The 15,789-nt window shown below is 64.7% G+C and carries 14 protein-coding genes; 6 read left to right on the forward strand and 8 right to left on the reverse strand.

What is annotated here, in order from left to right; translation table 11 throughout:
• Positions 1–105 precede the first annotated feature (105 nt).
• Together DDZ17_RS06730 and DDZ17_RS22795 are read left to right on the forward strand one after the other, a co-directional pair.
• Positions 106–318 (forward strand): cold-shock protein, encoded by a 213-nt coding sequence (locus DDZ17_RS06730; protein ID WP_116365212.1) that lies wholly within the window; start codon positions 106–108, stop codon positions 316–318.
• A gap of 482 nt (positions 319–800) precedes the next feature.
• Positions 801–1,034, forward strand: a complete 234-nt coding sequence (locus DDZ17_RS22795) for a cold shock domain-containing protein (RefSeq protein WP_241505844.1) — start codon at positions 801–803, stop codon at positions 1,032–1,034.
• Between the two features lie 21 nt (positions 1,035–1,055).
• Here DDZ17_RS22795 and DDZ17_RS06740 read toward each other — a convergent pair whose 3' ends face one another.
• Complete coding sequence (locus tag DDZ17_RS06740) at positions 1,056–1,715, reverse strand: TetR/AcrR family transcriptional regulator (protein ID WP_170150172.1); 660 nt, start codon at positions 1,713–1,715, stop codon at positions 1,056–1,058.
• Positions 1,716–1,830: 115 nt separating this feature from the next.
• Between DDZ17_RS06740 and DDZ17_RS06745 the strand changes: the two genes are divergently transcribed.
• Complete coding sequence (locus DDZ17_RS06745) at positions 1,831–2,454, forward strand: class I SAM-dependent methyltransferase (protein WP_241505806.1); 624 nt, start codon at positions 1,831–1,833, stop codon at positions 2,452–2,454.
• Here DDZ17_RS06745 and DDZ17_RS06750 read toward each other — a convergent pair.
• Positions 2,432–3,835, reverse strand: coding sequence for an energy transducer TonB (locus tag DDZ17_RS06750; protein WP_116365215.1), 1,404 nt, complete (start codon positions 3,833–3,835; stop codon positions 2,432–2,434). The two genes, DDZ17_RS06745 and DDZ17_RS06750, sit on opposite strands and share 23 nt — an antisense overlap.
• Positions 3,836–4,078: 243 nt before the next feature.
• On the reverse strand, positions 4,079–5,803 hold the full coding sequence (locus DDZ17_RS06755; protein WP_116365216.1) for an SLC13 family permease: 1,725 nt from the start codon (positions 5,801–5,803) through the stop codon (positions 4,079–4,081).
• Between the two features lie 121 nt (positions 5,804–5,924).
• Between DDZ17_RS06755 and DDZ17_RS06760 the strand changes: the two genes are divergently transcribed.
• Positions 5,925–6,563 carry a peroxiredoxin family protein gene (locus tag DDZ17_RS06760; protein WP_116365217.1) on the forward strand — a complete coding sequence of 213 codons (639 nt, stop codon included), beginning with the start codon at positions 5,925–5,927 and terminating at the stop codon, positions 6,561–6,563.
• 1 nt (position 6,564) lies between these two features.
• Here DDZ17_RS06760 and DDZ17_RS06765 read toward each other — a convergent pair whose 3' ends face one another.
• On the reverse strand, positions 6,565–8,457 hold the full coding sequence (locus DDZ17_RS06765; RefSeq protein WP_241505807.1) for a DUF3604 domain-containing protein: 1,893 nt from the start codon (positions 8,455–8,457) through the stop codon (positions 6,565–6,567).
• Positions 8,458–8,747: 290 nt separating this feature from the next.
• On the opposite strand from DDZ17_RS06765, the gene DDZ17_RS06770 reads away from it, so the two are divergent.
• Positions 8,748–10,454 carry an FAD-binding protein gene (locus DDZ17_RS06770; RefSeq protein ID WP_157976507.1) on the forward strand — a complete coding sequence of 569 codons (1,707 nt, stop codon included), beginning with the start codon at positions 8,748–8,750 and terminating at the stop codon, positions 10,452–10,454.
• Between the two features lie 35 nt (positions 10,455–10,489).
• The gene (locus tag DDZ17_RS06775; protein WP_116365219.1) at positions 10,490–11,521 is read left to right on the forward strand and encodes a 3-ketosteroid-9-alpha-monooxygenase, oxygenase component; all 1,032 of its coding nucleotides are present in this window, start codon (positions 10,490–10,492) and stop codon (positions 11,519–11,521) included.
• Positions 11,522–11,592: 71 nt separating this feature from the next.
• On the opposite strand, the gene DDZ17_RS06780 is transcribed toward DDZ17_RS06775, so the two are convergent.
• The 4 genes from DDZ17_RS06780 to DDZ17_RS06795 form a co-directional block, all read right to left on the reverse strand.
• The gene (locus DDZ17_RS06780) at positions 11,593–12,342 is read right to left on the reverse strand and encodes a class I SAM-dependent methyltransferase (RefSeq protein ID WP_116365220.1); all 750 of its coding nucleotides are present in this window, start codon (positions 12,340–12,342) and stop codon (positions 11,593–11,595) included.
• Between the two features lie 31 nt (positions 12,343–12,373).
• Positions 12,374–12,973, reverse strand: coding sequence for a nuclear transport factor 2 family protein (locus DDZ17_RS06785; RefSeq protein ID WP_116365221.1), 600 nt, complete (start codon positions 12,971–12,973; stop codon positions 12,374–12,376).
• An 89-nt stretch (positions 12,974–13,062) separates the two neighbouring features.
• Complete coding sequence (locus DDZ17_RS06790; protein WP_116365222.1) at positions 13,063–13,839, reverse strand: SDR family oxidoreductase; 777 nt, start codon at positions 13,837–13,839, stop codon at positions 13,063–13,065.
• Between the two features lie 58 nt (positions 13,840–13,897).
• The gene (locus DDZ17_RS06795; RefSeq protein WP_116365223.1) at positions 13,898–15,760 is read right to left on the reverse strand and encodes a DUF3604 domain-containing protein; all 1,863 of its coding nucleotides are present in this window, start codon (positions 15,758–15,760) and stop codon (positions 13,898–13,900) included.
• Between the last annotated feature and the right edge of the window lie 29 nt (positions 15,761–15,789).

Consider the following 15,789-nt stretch of genomic DNA (forward strand, 5'->3'; position numbering starts at 1 on the left):
CGGCGGCCTGGCCGCAGCCACATCAACCTCGGTCGGTAAGGTTTCAATGCCCCGCCGCATTGGGTGGCGGGGAATAATAAGAAGTGGTAACCGAGGGAAAGTGGTATGAGTGATCGTGTCCATGGCACAGTAAAATGGTTTAACAATGCCAAGGGGTTTGGCTTCATCACCCGCGAGGAAGGTGACGACGATGTTTTCGTGCACTTCCGTTCCATTCAGGGTGATGGCTACCGCACACTCAATGAAGGCCAGTCGGTCGAGTTCAAGCTCGTCGAAGGCCCGAAAGGTCTGCAGGCTGAAGATGTGTTAAAGCTGTAGGACCAGCGTCGCCGCAGGGGAAGCACGGGCAGCGAAGCGCTTCCCCGCTGACAGGACGGCCCCACCCATCGTTGCACATTACGCCACCACGGTAACGGCATGGCCTGCTGTTGCCGGTTGTCCGGTTTTTTTGGGCACAGGTGGCGCACATGGGTGGTGAAAAAAGGAGCGTACGCCACAGACCTTGTGCGCTCTCGCGGCACTTGGCCGCTACCAACACAACAAACGACAATTGACAATCCACAATGGGGACCATCATGACAACGACCATCCGTATTATTCTCAGCCTGCTGATTGCCGCCCTCGCCTACGGCGCCGCTTCAGTGATCGCCGGCGCCGACCTCAGCAACGTGCCGCTGCTGCTGTGCTTTGCCGCTGCCACCCTCATCACCGCCCTGCTGCCCACCGCACACAGCGCCCCGCAAGCTCACGCGCGGCGCGCCGGCGACGAGGGCCGCCGGCAGCCCAAAAGCCCTGCCCAGGTGGCCTCGAACGTCCCCGCCGGCGCACCGCGCGAGACGGGCTCGGTGAAATGGTTCAACGTCTCCAAGGGTTTTGGTTTTATCATCCGCGAGGACGGCGAAGAAATCTTCGTTCACTTCCGCTCCATCCGCGGCGACGGGCGCCGCAGCCTGCGCGACGGCCAGCGGGTGGACTTTGTGGTGGGCAGCAGCGCCAAGGGCCCCCAGGCCGAGGACGTGGTTGCCCTCGACTGAGCCGGCGGGCCTCAGGCAGGCTCAGTCGGCCTTGCCCAGGCGCTTGATCAGATCCAGCCAGTAGGCGCTGATCATACTGGCGCCGCAGTGCAGCACCGCCTGGGGCGGCAGGTCGTTGTCGCCCAGGGCCAGCTCCACCACACCGTAAAACGTGTCAACGGAAATCCGCGCGTGGATGAGCATTTCCTCGTCCACCGCCACGCCCAGGGCCTCGGCCACCAGGTCGCTGAAGCGGCGCGCCACAATCTCGTGGGACTCCATGCGCAGCTCCTGCAGGGGCTGCACCGCCCGCAGGGCCTGGGTGATTTCGTGCCCGCCCACCTGGTCGCGAGTGGCCCGGTAGGTTTCCAGCAGCAACTCCTCGACATTGCCCATCAGCCCGGCCACGCCACCGTCGGCGTAGTGGCGCTCATGCCACTGCTCAAAGATCACGTTCTGGCGATCCATCAGCACCGCACCCAGGGCATACAGCACAGCATATTTGTTGGGGAAGTAACGGTACAGGGCGGGCACGGTAATGCCGGCGTTCTCGGCAATCAGGTTGGTGGAGATGCGCTCCACCCCCACTTCCACCAGCAACTCGGCGGCGGCCATCAGAATGTTTTCGTAGGTGCGCTTGGCCCGCGCCTGGCGCGGTCGGTTTTTTTCCAGCAGTTCGACCGGGGGTCGCATTCGGCTCATGGTGATTTCTCCGGCTGTCGCACACGGATGGCGAGGCGCGACTGGTATTCCTTCACCGCAAAATGCCACAATGATCTGCCAGCCTCTAGCAAAATCTGACGAAAAGGACAGCCCCTTGACCCGATCGAGACCCGTGGTAGCCAGAACGTTTCGCGGGGTCAGCATCCCCACCTCCAGTCACCCAGCCATTCGCAAGGTACGCCGCCAGGGCACGGTGCCGTCCATCCACGGCAACAAGTTCTGGAAATCCAGCGCCCTGCTGATTGACTACCTGAAGAAGCACCCGCCGGCGCACTGCAAGCGGGTCATTGATGTCGGCTGCGGCTGGGGCATTGGCGGCATCTGGTGCGCAAAAAAACTCGGTGCCAAGGTCACCTCGGTGGATGCCGACCCGGATGTGTTCCCCTACCTGCATGAAGTGGCTGCGATCAACGGGGTCGAGGTCAAAACGCAGGCCCGCCGCTTCGAGCAGCTGACGGTGAAGCAGCTCAGCAAGTACGACATGCTGATCGCCGCCGATATCTGCTTCTGGGACGAACTGGTCAAGCCGGTCTCCAACATGGTGAACCGGGCGGTAAAAGCCGGCGTCAAGCACATCTACATTGCCGACCCGGAGCGCTCCACCTTTCTGGAAATGGCCGAGGGCTGTGTCGAGCGCCACTGTGCCGACCTGATTGAATGGCGCACCCGCGGCAACGTGGAGGCGCGCGGGGCCATCATGGCCATTGAGAACGCCTGAGCGGCAGCCACAGATAATCGCGCCGCAGCGCGCTCGCCAGGGGCTGGCCCTGGCGATCAAGCCGGGGGCGAAAGCGCACATCGCGCAATTCGCGCAGCACGGCAAACTGCGCGTTCTCGGCCGCGTCGGGCACACTGACCACTTGCGCATTGCGCACCCTGCCCTGCTCGGTCACTTCAAAGCTCACCGTCACCGGCCCGTCCGCCGCCTGCCCTGGCACCAGCGCCTGCCAGAAGGCGCCGTTATCCGGCAGCTCCACCGGCGCGTCGAACCAGTCCCGCCACTGCGCTTCGGCGCCGGCTTCTATCAAGTCCTTTGCCAGTGCGGCGTAAAACTCGCCCGCCCGGCGGCTCTGGCCGTGCCACTGGAACCAGTCCGCCAGGGCCAGCTGGGCGGCAAAGGTGTACGGCGCACCCGCTGGTGCGGTAGCCAGGTAGTCCTGCAGCAGCTTGCGCCCGCGCAACAGGCCATTGCGGCGCTGCTGTTCCAGGCGCTGGCGTTCGTGATCCAGTTCATTGGCACTCAGCGGCCGATAGGCGCGCTGCAGGCGCATGCCCGCCTCGTCAAAGGGCGGCGGCAGGGAATCCTGCAGCAGGTAGAGATTACGCAACTGGCTCTGCACCAGCTGCCAGCGCAGCGCCGGAGTCAGCGCCTGTGCCGCGCCGTCATCCCCCAGCAGGCGATCGTTCAAATCCAGCAGTGCCAGCAGGCGGCTGCGCCCCTGGCTGGACCTCACCCCCAGTCGCAGCGCCTCCCGCTGCCAGCGTAAATAAGCCAGCTGTACGGTCACCGCGGCCTCGTCCCGGGGTTGCCGGCCAGCCCCCTGCAGGAAGTAGAGGTAGTCATAGCGATCGTCCAGCTGCTCCAGGTCGCCGGTCTGCCGGGCCAGGCTGATCAGGCGCTGCAACAGACTCAGCTGGCCCTCGCTACGCAAGCCTTCATTGATGCGCTGCAGGTGCAGGGCCCGGGTGTACAGGGATTGCGCGCCGGCCAGATCGCCACTGCGGGCCTGCAAATCCGCCATGGCTTCAAGGTTTTCCACCAGACCCGCCGCGTAGGGGCCGCCCTGGCGCTGCAGCGCCTCGATTTGGCGGATGTAGGCCGCAAGCGACTGCGCTGCATCGGCGGGCGCCGGCGCCGCAAAGCCAGCGGGTGGCGCAGGCAGCGTGCCATCACTCCACTGCTGGCCGCTGCGCACCAGCCGCTCGCCATAGGGGCTGGCGGTGTCATCGGCCAGGGCACCGGCCGCCGTCAGCGCAAGCACGCACGCCAGTGCTGGGGCGGTCAGTGCCCGGGCGGCCAGTACAGGAGTCAGCACAGGGGCCAGAAAAGCGGCCAGCCCCACATGGCGATGCGGCGTGCGAAGGCACAGGCGTGTCATGGCTTCCTCATAGGCAGATTGGCGCCGCCGGGGCTGGCGGCTGAATGAGGGAAGAGTAAGTGATTGGCGCGTGCATAAAAAGGCGGGCGCCCAGGGGGGCGCCCGCAATGCTGCCGCATTCCCGGCATCCGGTAGTGTCGCCGGGGGTCTGCAGGACTTAAGTTAGCTCAGGTAATTCTTATTTGCAAACGATTCTCGTTAATAAATGAGAATTTTTCGTAAAAGGTGATGGAGGCGCCCTGCCTAGAAGGGAAACACCAGAGGCAGCAGCACCAGCACCACCGCCGAATAGGCCAGCGAGACAGGCAGGCCCGCGCGCACGTAGTCGCGCAGGGTGTAGCCGCCCAGGTTCTGCACCATCAGGTTGGTGGTGTAACCATAGGGGGTGAGGAAGCTGGCGCTGGCGCCAAAGGCAACCGCCATGACAAAGGGCATGGGGCTCAGGCCATAGCTTTCCGCCAGCCCGAAGGCAATGGGAAAGCTCAGGGCGGCGGCGGCGTTGTTGGTCATCATCTCGGTCAGCAGCAGGGTGCCCAGGTACACGCCAGCCAGCGCGGCGTAGGGCCCCAGGCTGGACAGCTCGCTGTGCAGGCCGCCAGTCAACTGGGCAACCAGCCCGGAGTTGGTCAGCGCCTGGGACAGGGTTAGGGCGGAGCCGATGATCAGCCAGATTTCAAACGGAAAGCGCCGGCGCAGTTCGGATGCGCGCACCAGGCGCAGCGCCAGCATCACCACCAGCAGCAGCGACAGGCCCTTGATCAGCGGCAGCAGCTCCAGCACCGACAGGGTGACAATGCCGGCCAGCCCCAGGCTCACCACCCAGTTCTGCAGCGGCGTGGTGTTGGTGCCGTTGACCGCGTCGTCGATCACCACAAAGTTCTTGCCCAGGTTGTTGCGATCGTGGAAGTCGGGACCCGTGGCCAGCATCAGGTTGTCGCCGGCCTGAATGGTAATGTTGCCGAGTTTGCCGGACAGGCGCTTGCCGCCGCGGCGCATGCCCACGACCGCCGCGTCAAAGAGCGAGCGGAAGCCGCTGTCCTTGATGGTCTTGCCCTCGATGCTGGCGTTGGGCATGACGATGACTTCCATCATGTTTTCCCGCAGCAGGCCCTCCTCCACGGCAAACAGCTGCAGGCCGTCCAGGGCATCCAGCACACCCACCTGTTTGATGTCGCCGGAGAAAATCAGCTTGTCGCCGGCCTCGATGTACTCACTGGGCGCCACCGGGGAGATCAGGTGTTCGTCGCGCACAATCTCAACCAGAAAAAGATCGTCCAGGTCGCGCAGCTGGTTATCGGCGATGGTCTTGCCGATCAGGCTGGAGCCGGCGGTAACTTCCGCCTCGATCAGGTATTCATTGATGTCGATGCGCTCGCTGCTATCGGCGGGAAGCAAGCGCACCGAGAGAAACATGACCGCCAGGCCAATCACGGTGGCGCTGCCGCCCACCACGATAAAGTCGAAGAACGACAGGCCCTGGCCTGTGGCATCTTCCAGGAAGCTGCTCACGATCAGGTTGGTGCTGGTGCCGATCAGGGTCATGGTACCGCCCAGGATGGCGGCATAGGACAGGGGGATCAGCAGGCGCGAAGCCGGGTGGTGGCGGTTGTTGCGCACGGTCTGGGCCAGGGTGGCCACCACCGCGGTGTTGTTGACGAAGGCGGAAAACAGCGCGGTCACGCCGCCCAGGCGCAGCAGACTCAGGCCAAGGCTCGGGCCAACCAGCTTGCCCGACAGGCGATTCAGCCAGGACAGCCGCTCCAGCCCCACCGATACCAGCAGCAACAGGATCAGCGTAATCAGCCCGCTATTGGACGCCTTGTCGAGAATCTCGTCGGTATCCACCAGGCCGGCAAAATAGCTTGCCAGCATGGCGCCGACGAAAATGCGCGACGCCGGCCAGTCAGTGAAAATCAGGCTGCCCAGCAGGAACAGGAAAACAGCCGAAATCAGTAACTGGTCGATCATACAGGGGTCTCTTGGGCCTTGGCCGGGTTGCGCAAGCATACGCAATCGCCCGATACAGGGACAAGCTGGCCCGGCCCAGATACACTAACCAAATTCGCATAAGCTAATAACGGCCCGCCTCATGCAACGTGTTCTTATTGTTTTTGCCGCCCTGCTGCTGCTTGCCATCGCCCTGCTGTACAGCTGCCAGGATCAGTTGAAGGAAGCGGCCTACAGCAAGGTTACCGAAGGCATGTTTGTGCCGGCGGACACCGACAGCTTTGACCCGGGCCCGGCGCTGGGTTCGCGCTTCCCCGGGGTGCACGCCCGCCACAAGGGCGAGACAGTGCGCCTGCTGGATGACTTTGCCGGCCCGGCGGGCACAGTGCTGGTTGCCAGCCGCTCGCTGGTCTGGTGCCCCTACTGCATGAAGCAAATGGTGCAGCTGCAGGCCCACAAGGCGGCCTTCGACGCCGCCGGCATCGGCCTGGTGGCCATCACCTACGACAGTCCCGCCGAGCAACAGGCCTTTGCCGACAAGCACGGCATTACCCTGCCCCTGCTGTCGGACATCGACGCCATGAGCTTCAAGACTCTGGGTATTCTCAACGAGCAGTACCAGTCGGGTGATCGCCAGTACGGCATCCCCCATCCGGGGATGATCATCATCGATCCCAAGGGGCGGGTGGCCGGCAAGCTGTTCATCGAGGCCTATAGCAGCCGGGTGGACTCAGCCGCCGCGCTGGACTTTGCCCAGCGCGTGCTGGCCAGCGGCGACTGACCTAGCTGGCCGGGGTATACCAGACCGGTGATGTCCAGGCGCGCTCCTGCACCACCGGGCGGTGCTCGGCGGCGCAGCAGTTGGCGAAGGCGTCTGGCACGCTGCCTGGGTTGTCGCACTGCACGCCGGCGGCAATGCACTGGCGCTGGCTCCAGCGGCAGCTGGGGTTTTCCACCACGCGGGAATAGTAATAGGCCGACTGGCCCGGGTTGAAATCGGCGTCCTGCCACACCGTACATAGCTCGGCAAAGCCATCGCCATAGGTGGCGCAGGTGTCGGTGTTCACGCCGGCGCCGTTGTCGGCATTGCCGGCAACGTCCAGCACACGCTCGTGGCGCTCACCGCCGGCGTCAATCCAGCTCTTGATGACCTGCAGGCGCTGCAGTGGCATGCCTGGCTGATCGGCCGTGCCGCTGTCCTGGCGGGCGGCCAACAGAAAGGTGGGTTTGGCATCGGCCGCCGGCGGCGCGCTCATCTGCCCACCCATCGGCACACCGCCAGCATAGGCCCTGGCGATGCGATCCGGCTGCTGGCACAGGTCTTCGGCGTAGTCCCAGCCAGCAAAAAAGCGCGCTTCGATGCGCGGGCCGCTGGTGCCGTAGGCTTCACGGCGACGCATGGCATCAAACAGGGCGTCGCGGCTGTTTTCTTCGGCCCACAGTACCGCCAGGCCGCCGGGGTTGTACTCCAGTTTGTCCGGCAACCCCGGGGGCACTTCCTTCGCTGCGGGCACGCCGGCGCCGCCGTGGCCCAGGAAGCGGTCTTCCTCCACCGCGCCCGGCGCGCCCAAATGAGTGTCGGTGCTGGCGATAAAGCCCTGCTGGTAGGGGTTGACCCCCAGTTCGCGCTCGATCTGCATGCCCTCGCCCAGCGCCCGGCGCAAAAAGCCAGTTTCCGGGCCGGGTGGATTGTCAAAACCTGAGATATTGTCGATGGGCTGCTGCTCGAAGGCGCAGAGCTCATCCTGGGTCACGCCAGCCTGGTAGAAGCACTCGGAGGCTCCCTTGTGCTGCATGATCTCGGCCAGCGGCTCGAACTGCTGGCGCAGGCGGGCGTACTCGGCATCCATCGGGCTGCCATCGTCCTTGAGCCCGCTGTACATGTAGCCGGCACTGAGGTTGGCATTGTGCGGAATCACCAGGGAATCGCAGGCACCATCGGCGCTGTTGCACTGCTCATCCAGGCTGCGCCACAGGCTGGAGGCCTGGGGGCCATCGATAAAACTGATGGGCCGCAGTGGCACCACGGCGTTGCGGAACACCACATTGCGGTGCAGGTTGCCACCGCTCTCGGCTTCGCCGCCGGTCCACTCGTAACCGACGAAGGTGGTAAAGCTGCAGTCGGCGCTGCGGTCATAGTAGGCCTCTGCGGCCTCGCGCATCTCCCGCCAGGGCCCTTTGGCCGCCTCCAGGCAGAGTTCGTCATTTTCGCCGCACAGGCCAAGGTGAGAGGCCTGGATAGAGGCCCAGGCGTTGAACAGGTAGAACGCACCCCGGGGCCAGTGCCGGTACACCAGGCACTGCCAGCTGCTGTAGCCCTCCATGTCGGGCGTATTGCACATGGCCACTTCGCCAATCAGCTCCGAGTGGTCCGACACCATGGCGAAATCCAGCGGCCGGCGCAGCTGCAGCGAACGCACGCCCTGACCGTCCTCCGTCCAGGGTTGTATCGGCAGCTGCTCGCCGCGGGCAAAGGCGTAGGCCTGGGCCGGTGAGGTACGTGTGCCCTGGGTGCTGGCATCCAGCGAATAGCGGGTATGCACATGCAAGTCGCCAAAGAAGGGCTGTTTGTGCGCCTGGTAGTTGTCGCAGGGCGCGCGTTGCTCGCTGTAATCCGGCTCCGCTGCAGCGCCCACCGACAGCGCCATGCACACACCCGCAAGCACATAGCGCACTGCGCGCGCGTGGCGCCGCACTCTCGCGCAAACCCCCTGCACGCAAACCCCCTGCGCACAAACCCCTTGGTTGGGCAGAACTTTCACCGTGTTATTCCTTATGCGAGTGAATTGTGGCGACCATAGGCCCCGCGACCAAACCCGTCAATCGGCAGGGCCGGCATGTTGAACTGGCGGCGTGATTGTTGTTGCCGCGCGTGTTCATCGCCCCGCTGGCATGCTTCCATACAGGTAAAGAGCGCACGAATAAAAGCCAATAAATGCCCCAACACCGTGAAGATAACGATAACGTGACACAGCAGGATTATGCGGTTGACTGGCTGGTGGCAGGCGCCGGCGCCGGCGGCATGACCGGCGCCGTGGTGGCCCACCAGCTGGGCGGTAGCGTGCTGCTGGTTGAGAAAGAGCCCGTTTATGGCGGCACCACCGCCAAATCCGGCGGCGTGGCGTGGATTCCCGCCAATCACCGCCTGGGTGAGTTTGGCATTGAAGACAGCAGCGAGCGCGCCTACCAGTACCTGCACGGCCTGATTGGTGACAGCGTGCCCGCGCCCCGCGTGCGCGCCTACGCCGAGCGCGCCAGCGAAATGCTGCGCTTCATGATGCGCCACAGCCATGTGCACTACACGCCGCTGCCGGCCTACATGGATTACTACGACAGCGTGCCGGGCTACCTGAATGGCGGGCGCTCCATGGACCCGGCACCGCTGCACATCCGCCACCTGGGCGCGGCGGCCAGCACCATGAGTCGGGATCACTACACTGGCCTGCTGTTGCCCTTCAACGTGTCGGTGGTGGAGGGGCGGCGCCTGCAGGACATGGACGCCGGCGCCTACCTGCTCGGCGCAAAACTCGCCGCCCGCTACTACCTGGACCTGCCCGCCCGCCTGGCCAGGCGCGGCGACGACCGGCTGACCCTGGGCCCGGCCCTGGTAGCCCGCCTGCGGCGCTCGCTGCTGGACCGGGACATACCGCTGTGGCTGGATACGCCGATAACCGAGATGTTGTATGAAAACGGCCGCGTGTGCGGCGCGAAGGTGTTGCGTCGGGGTGAGCCGGTGACGGTGCGCGCCAAACGTGGCGTTCTGTTATGCACGGGCGGTTTTGCGCGCAATGCCGGCCTGCGCCGGCAGTACCAGCCCCAGCCCTCCAGCGACCGCTGGACCGCGGCGGCCCCCGGCGCCACCGGCGACGGCATTGCCCTGGGCGAACAGGTCAACGCTGCGCTGGGCTTCATGGGCAGCGCCTGGTGGTCACCCACCTACCTGCTGCCCGATGGCCGCAGCCTGGCGCTGATTTCCGGCAAGTCCAACCCGGGCTCCATCATGGTCAACCGACAGGGCAAACGCTTCACCAACGAAGCCCAGCCCTACGAGGACGTGGTAAAGGACCAGTATGCCTCCGAGGGCCGCGGCGAAGGCGCGGTGCCCTGCTACCTGATTTTTGACGCACAGTTCCGGGAGAAATATACCGCCGGGCATATCAAACCGGCGAAGATCACCCCCGACAGCCGTCTGCCGCAGGATTACTTCGACAAGGGCCTGTTGAGCCGCGCCGACACCCTGTTCGAACTGGGGGCAACACTGGGCATGGACGGGCACGCCCTGGCGCAGACGGTGGCCGACTTCAACCACCACGCCCGCCTCGGCAAGGACCCGCTCTTTGGCCGCGGCGACAGCCTGCACGACCGTTACTACGCGGACCCGAAGGTGCAGCCCAACCCCTCCCTGGCGCCGCTGGAAAAAGCGCCCTTCTATGCCCTGCGCTGCGAACCGGGAGACCTGGACACCAAGGGCGGCCTGCTGTGCAATGAACACGCCCAGGTGCTGGACCGGAGCGGTGATGTGATTGCCGGCCTGTACGCCGCGGGCAACGCGAGCGCCGCGGTGATGGGCGACACCTACCCCGGTGCCGGCTCCACCATCGGCTCCGCCATGACCTTCGCCTACATCGCTGCCCGTCATGCCCTGGACAACGGCGCAAACCAACAGCCATGAGCCCATAAAAAGCCCTGAGCCCACAAGGAGCCGCCATGAGTAAATACGCCTACCTGGAAGCGGGCCGCTACGCCCGCGGCTGGCACATCGTGCTGTTTTCCCGCGAGTTGGAGCCCGGGGAGGTCAAGCGCTTCCACTACTTCGACCGCGAGTTTGTCATCTGGCGCGGAGAATCCGGCGAGGCCTTCGTGGTGGATGCCTACTGCCCCCACCTCGGCGCCCACCTGGCCAGCGACGGTGGCCGCATTCGCGGCAATGCCATCGCCTGCCCCTTTCACGGCTGGGTGTTTGAGGGCAGTGGTGAATGCATCGAGATCCCCTACGCCAAACAGATACCGCCGCGCGCCAGGCAAGCCCTGAAGGGCTGGCCAGTGCTGGAGCGCAACGGGTTTATCGCCATCTGGTACTGCCCGGAGGATTCCGAGCCGGTGGACTACCTTCCCGCCATTGACGACTGGGGCCCGGGCAAATGGGGCGACTGGCAGTTCCAGCGTTCACGCATTCGCGCCCAGCCCTGTGATGTGATCGAAAACATCGTCGACATTGCCCACTTTCCCCATGTCCACGGCGGCAATGTGCACGCCTTCGAAAACCGCTTCGGTGACTTCACTGTTACCCAGATTTCCCGGGTCAAACGCGACCCACAAGCGGGTATGATCACCCCGCCCGGCCTGCCCTTCGACCTGGTGGACGCCCGCAACCAGGGCGCGGGCATGGAGGCCGATGCCTGGGGCGACGCCACCTATCACGGGCCGTCGATCATGTATTACTACACCGAATCACGCAGCCCGGACATCAGCTTCAAGAGCTGGTGGGTGAACTACCACACGCCGGTCAACGACAGCGAAGTGGATCTGTGCTCCGCCGTGATCATGAGCAGCCTGACGGACGCGGCGCTGCCTGAGGAATTCACCCAGCTCTACCCGGCAGTGGCCCACGCCGCCTTTGGGCAGGATGTGCTGATCTGGCAGGACAAGGTGTACCGGGAAGATCCCATCCTCTGCGACGGCGACGGCCCGATCAATAAACTGCGGCGCTGGTACGAGCGCTTTTATCTACCGGCCTAGGGTGTCTTCGGCCCTGTCTATCCCTTAGCTGCCAGCGCCGGCCATGCCTGCCCGGTGAGCAGCGGGGCCCGTTAGATTTTGCGGGCAATGTACATGCCGTAACCGTAGTGCCGCTGGTGCTGGTGGTAAAGGGCGATGTCGCGCCGCTCTGCTGCCACCAGCGCCGTTGCGGCAGGGCTGTTGCCGTGTTGGGCCAGGAAGCCGGGAAAGCGCGCCTCAAGCGGCTGGTAGTAATTATCCAGCCAACAGGCAGGCGGCAGCACAAAGTAAGCCAGCGGTGAAAAGCCCTGGCGCTCCAGCATCTTGAGCTTGGCCGATGCGGTATCAATGCCCGGGTAGACCGACTCCCAGTGCTCGCGCAATGCCTGTGGTGGTGCCGACGTCAACCAGGTCAGCTCCGACACCACCAGCAGGCCGCCGGCCTTCAGACAGGGCGCCCACTCACGCAGGCCCCGCTCAAAGCCAATGTTGTAGATGGCCCCCTCGGACCAGATGACATCCAGCTCCCCCTCGGCAAAGGGCAGGTCCTCCATCGACCGGCACAGTGGGCTGATGCGTTGCGCAACGCCCTGCTCCCGGGCCCGGCGGGTAAGCACATCGAGAAAGTCCTGCAGGAAGTCAACCGCGGTAATGTGGACGTTAGGCATACGCGCCAGCACCAGACTGGCGGCGCCGGTGCCACAGCCAATGTCGGCAATGCGCAATGGCGCGCAGCGCTCGAGCCCCGCCAGGGCCAGGGCCTGCTCGGTCTGCGCACGGCCGCCCGGGCCCTGCCGCTCGGCCTCTTTGTGCAGATCAATCAGTAGGGCCAGTTCGTCCATCGTCATCGCTCCACAGGGCTCCCCTGCCTGTTTAGCAGTCCGCCTTGCGGTTGGTTTTGTGGCGCTTTTTGCAGCGCCGCTGGGATTCGGTTTCGCTGCCGGTTTCTTCACCGGTGCTGTCGGCGCTATCACGGCTGGCTGCGTCTTCGTCGGCATGTTCACCGTCCGTCTCGCCGGCAACGCCGCCAATGGCCTGGGCCACGTTCTCAATCATCGCGTTGGGTATCGGCATGCTCAGGTTGTACTGGGCAATTTTCCAGCCGCTGTCGGTTTTCAGTAGCAGGCCAGAGCCGCGGCACAGGCCGAGCTTGTCGTTGTCGAGCAGCTCATCGAACCAGGCCACCTCGCCAGAGGCAGCAATATCGATGTGGCGCGCCCGGGGGCGATAGGTCCAACCCTGGCCCTTGTCGAAGTAGGGCTTGGCAAAGGCGATAAACTCTGCCCCCTGCCAGCGCTCGCTGGCGTCGGTACCAAGGAAGACGATGTCCGTGGTCATCTGCTGGCGATAAGTGGGCAGGTCGGCCCGGGCGGCGGCATCGTGAAAGCGATCCAGCACGGCGGTAATGTCATCCTGCGGCGCGGCGTGAACGCCGAGGGACAATAAAAACAACAGGGCAAGCCATTTCTGCATGGGGCATCCTCGAATCAGTGAAGTCGCCAGAGTAGCCCCTGCCGCAAAGGCGGCGCAAGGTGGGGGCGAGGGCGTGTGGCCGCCTTGCCTCAGCCCTTGGCCACCATGCCCCCGTCCAGGGCCAGTACCTGGCCTGTCATCCACTCCGAAGCGCGGGAGGAGAGGAAAATCGCCGTGCCGGCGGCGTCTTCCATCGCGCCCATGCGCGCAATGGGGAAGTGGGCAGACAGCTGCTCTTCGCTAGCGGCCTCCATCATGTAGGCGGTCATCTGGCTGGGGAACAGGCCGGGGGCAATGGCGTTCACGTTGATGCCAGCCCCGGCCAGCTCCACCGCCAGGTGGCGGGTTAAATGGTGGATGGCCGCCTTGCTGGCGGTGTAGGCAAAGTTCTGCATGGCGGTGTCGATGCTGAGGCCGTTGACGGAGCCGATGTTAATCACCCGCGCCCTGCCCCCCTGCCCGGCGGCCGCGCGCAACAGGGGCAGCAGCCGCTGCACCAGGAAGAAGGGCGCCTTCACGTTCAGGTCCATGGTTTTGTCCCAGCCCTTCTCGGGAAAACTCTCTACCGGCGCTCCCCAGGTAGCACCGGCGTTGTTCACCAGAATATCCAGCTGTGTCTCCCCTTCGGCGATGGCTGAGGCAAAGGCGTCGATACCCTCAAGGGCCGACAGGTCGGAGGGAATGGCCACGCAATCGCCGTACCGGGCCAGTTCCTGCTGCGCCTGATTCAGCTCGTCCACCTTGCGGGCGGTGATATAGACCTTGGCCCCCTGCTCCAGAAAGCCGCGGGCAATCATGGCACCTATGCCGCGGGAGCCGCCGGTGACAACGGCAACCTTGCCGCGAATATCAAACAGGTTCTGCATGTTGGCTCCTTGGTAGTGTGAAGCGTTGTTGCGAAGTGTTGGTATGCAGCGTTGTCGATCAGCGGCTGGGCCGGTACCAGATGGGCGAGCTGTAGGCCCGCTCCTGCAGGGTATCCGGGTAGCCGGGGGCCTCTTCCTGGCCCAGCGCCAGGGCGTCCAGGTAGGAGTGGCGGGCGGTGGGCACCTGCAGCACCCGCACGTAATAAAAGGCCGGCTGGCCCGGGTTGAAATTTGGGTCTTGCCAGTAGGCCAGCAGTTGCGGCGCACCCGCCTCCACCGCCACCTCGCCGGTGCGCGGGTCCACGCTGGATTCGGCGGGGGGCAGTTGCCCGCGGGCATTTGCGCTGCGCTCGCCAGACCACACCACGTCAAATACCTGTTCACGGGGCTCGCCGCTCGCGCTCAGCCAACCTTTGACGATCTGCACACGCTCAAGGCCCGCGCCAACCGGGTCTTTTACCGCCTGCACCAGAAAGCCCGGCGCGCCACCTTCGGTGGCAGCTGGCAGAACGCCGCCCATCGGCACGCCAGCGGCGGTGGCAGCCTCATACAGGGAGGGGCTTTGCAACTGCGCCTCGCTCAGCTGCCAGCCGCCAAAAAACTGCAGGCCAATGCGCGGCCCGGTGGTGGCGTACACCTCGCGCCGCTTCATGGCCGCCATGATGGCTTCGCGGCTGTTGTCCTCGGCCCATACCGCCGCCATGCCCGAGGCGGACATGGCCCAGCCATTGGTGCCGCCCTCCTCGTCGCTCCAGCCCAGTTGCTTGTTGGCGGGAATGGAGTCGGTGGCAAACTTGCCGTGGAAGTTGTCTTCCTCGGCGGTGGACAGGCCGGTATGGGCGTCGGTGGAACCGATAAAGCCCAGCTCGTAGGGGTTGCTGCCAAGTTCCGCCGCCAACTGCATGCCCCGCAGCAGGGCCGGGCGCAAGTAGTCACCCACCTCGGCTTTGTAGGGGGTATGCCAGCGCTGAATGTAGTGGGGATACTCCTCGAAATCCGCGAAGGGGTCGTTCGGTGACAGGTCCGGGTGGGTTTCCGAGTCGCCCTTCAGCTGGGTGATCTCGGCGATGGGCTCCCACTTGCGCCGGGTGGCCACGTAGTCCGCATCGAAGGGCTCGCCGCGCAGGCTGACCGTATCGAACATGTAGCCCTTGGAAATGTTGGAATTGTGCGGAATAGCCAGAAAGTCGATGCCGGTTTCGGCGCGGGTGCTCTCCAGCCAGGCCCAGAGGTCTTCCGGGAAGGGGCTGTCGTCAAGGCCAAAGGGTTCGAACGCGCTGGCCTTCTGGGCATCCGCGTCGGAAATCACCACCCGGTGCAGGTTGGCGCCGCCGGGAATGGAGCTCCACTCCCAGCCAATAAAGGCGGTGAAGGTGCCGGGCTCATTAAAGCGGTCGGCGGTGTCGATAATGCTGCGCCAGGTGCTGCTCTCCACAGCGCCCATGGGCGGCAGCCAACCCACCTGGCCGCCAAGTTGGGCGGCCTCGGCGGCCTGCCGCGCGTCCCCGGGCTCTGGCAGCACGTCCACGAAGAGTTGCCGGCCCTGCCCCTGGCCAATCTTGCGCTGCAGTACCCAGGCGGCAATGCGCGCCTTGAGCGCATCCAGCAGGCCGAGGTCGTCGGTATCCACACCATTGAAGTAGGTGTGGTTGATCACCCCGAGAAATTCCGCGTGGTCTGACACCACGAGAAAGTCCAGCGGGGTGCCAATCTGTACCCGCGCCTTGTGGTAGGGATGCAGCACCGGCTCGCCCCGGGCATAGCGGTAGGCGGTATCCGGGTCCGCCACCAGGTTGTTGTTGGCGAAGGCATCGGAGGAATAGGAGGTGTGCAGGTGGGTGTCGCCCCACAGCAGTTGCGGGGCGGCGCTGGCCGCAGTGGACAGGCTCATTGCAGTACACAGGCCAATCAATCGGCGCATGGTGTTCTCCTTGTCGTTGTTATTGTTCG

Origin of the sequence: Parahaliea mediterranea (assembly GCF_003402235.1) — a bacterium.
Lineage (GTDB): Bacteria > Pseudomonadota > Gammaproteobacteria > Pseudomonadales > Halieaceae > Parahaliea > Parahaliea mediterranea.

What these genes read in the sequence shown, in the direction of transcription:
- DDZ17_RS06775 (WP_116365219.1), top strand. Translation starts at nt 10,490, where the DNA reads ATGAGTAAATACGCCTACCTGGAAGCGGGCCGCTACGCCCGCGGCTGG.
- DDZ17_RS06760 (WP_116365217.1), top strand. Translation starts at nt 5,925, where the DNA reads ATGCAACGTGTTCTTATTGTTTTTGCCGCCCTGCTGCTGCTTGCCATC.
- DDZ17_RS06795 (WP_116365223.1), bottom strand. Translation starts at nt 15,760, where the DNA reads ATGCGCCGATTGATTGGCCTGTGTACTGCAATGAGCCTGTCCACTGCG.
- DDZ17_RS06785 (WP_116365221.1), bottom strand. Translation starts at nt 12,973, where the DNA reads ATGCAGAAATGGCTTGCCCTGTTGTTTTTATTGTCCCTCGGCGTTCAC.
- DDZ17_RS06750 (WP_116365215.1), bottom strand. Translation starts at nt 3,835, where the DNA reads ATGACACGCCTGTGCCTTCGCACGCCGCATCGCCATGTGGGGCTGGCC.
- DDZ17_RS06755 (WP_116365216.1), bottom strand. Translation starts at nt 5,803, where the DNA reads ATGATCGACCAGTTACTGATTTCGGCTGTTTTCCTGTTCCTGCTGGGC.
- DDZ17_RS06740 (WP_170150172.1), bottom strand. Translation starts at nt 1,715, where the DNA reads ATGAGCCGAATGCGACCCCCGGTCGAACTGCTGGAAAAAAACCGACCG.
- DDZ17_RS06790 (WP_116365222.1), bottom strand. Translation starts at nt 13,839, where the DNA reads ATGCAGAACCTGTTTGATATTCGCGGCAAGGTTGCCGTTGTCACCGGC.
- DDZ17_RS06730 (WP_116365212.1), top strand. Translation starts at nt 106, where the DNA reads ATGAGTGATCGTGTCCATGGCACAGTAAAATGGTTTAACAATGCCAAG.
- DDZ17_RS06780 (WP_116365220.1), bottom strand. Translation starts at nt 12,342, where the DNA reads ATGGACGAACTGGCCCTACTGATTGATCTGCACAAAGAGGCCGAGCGG.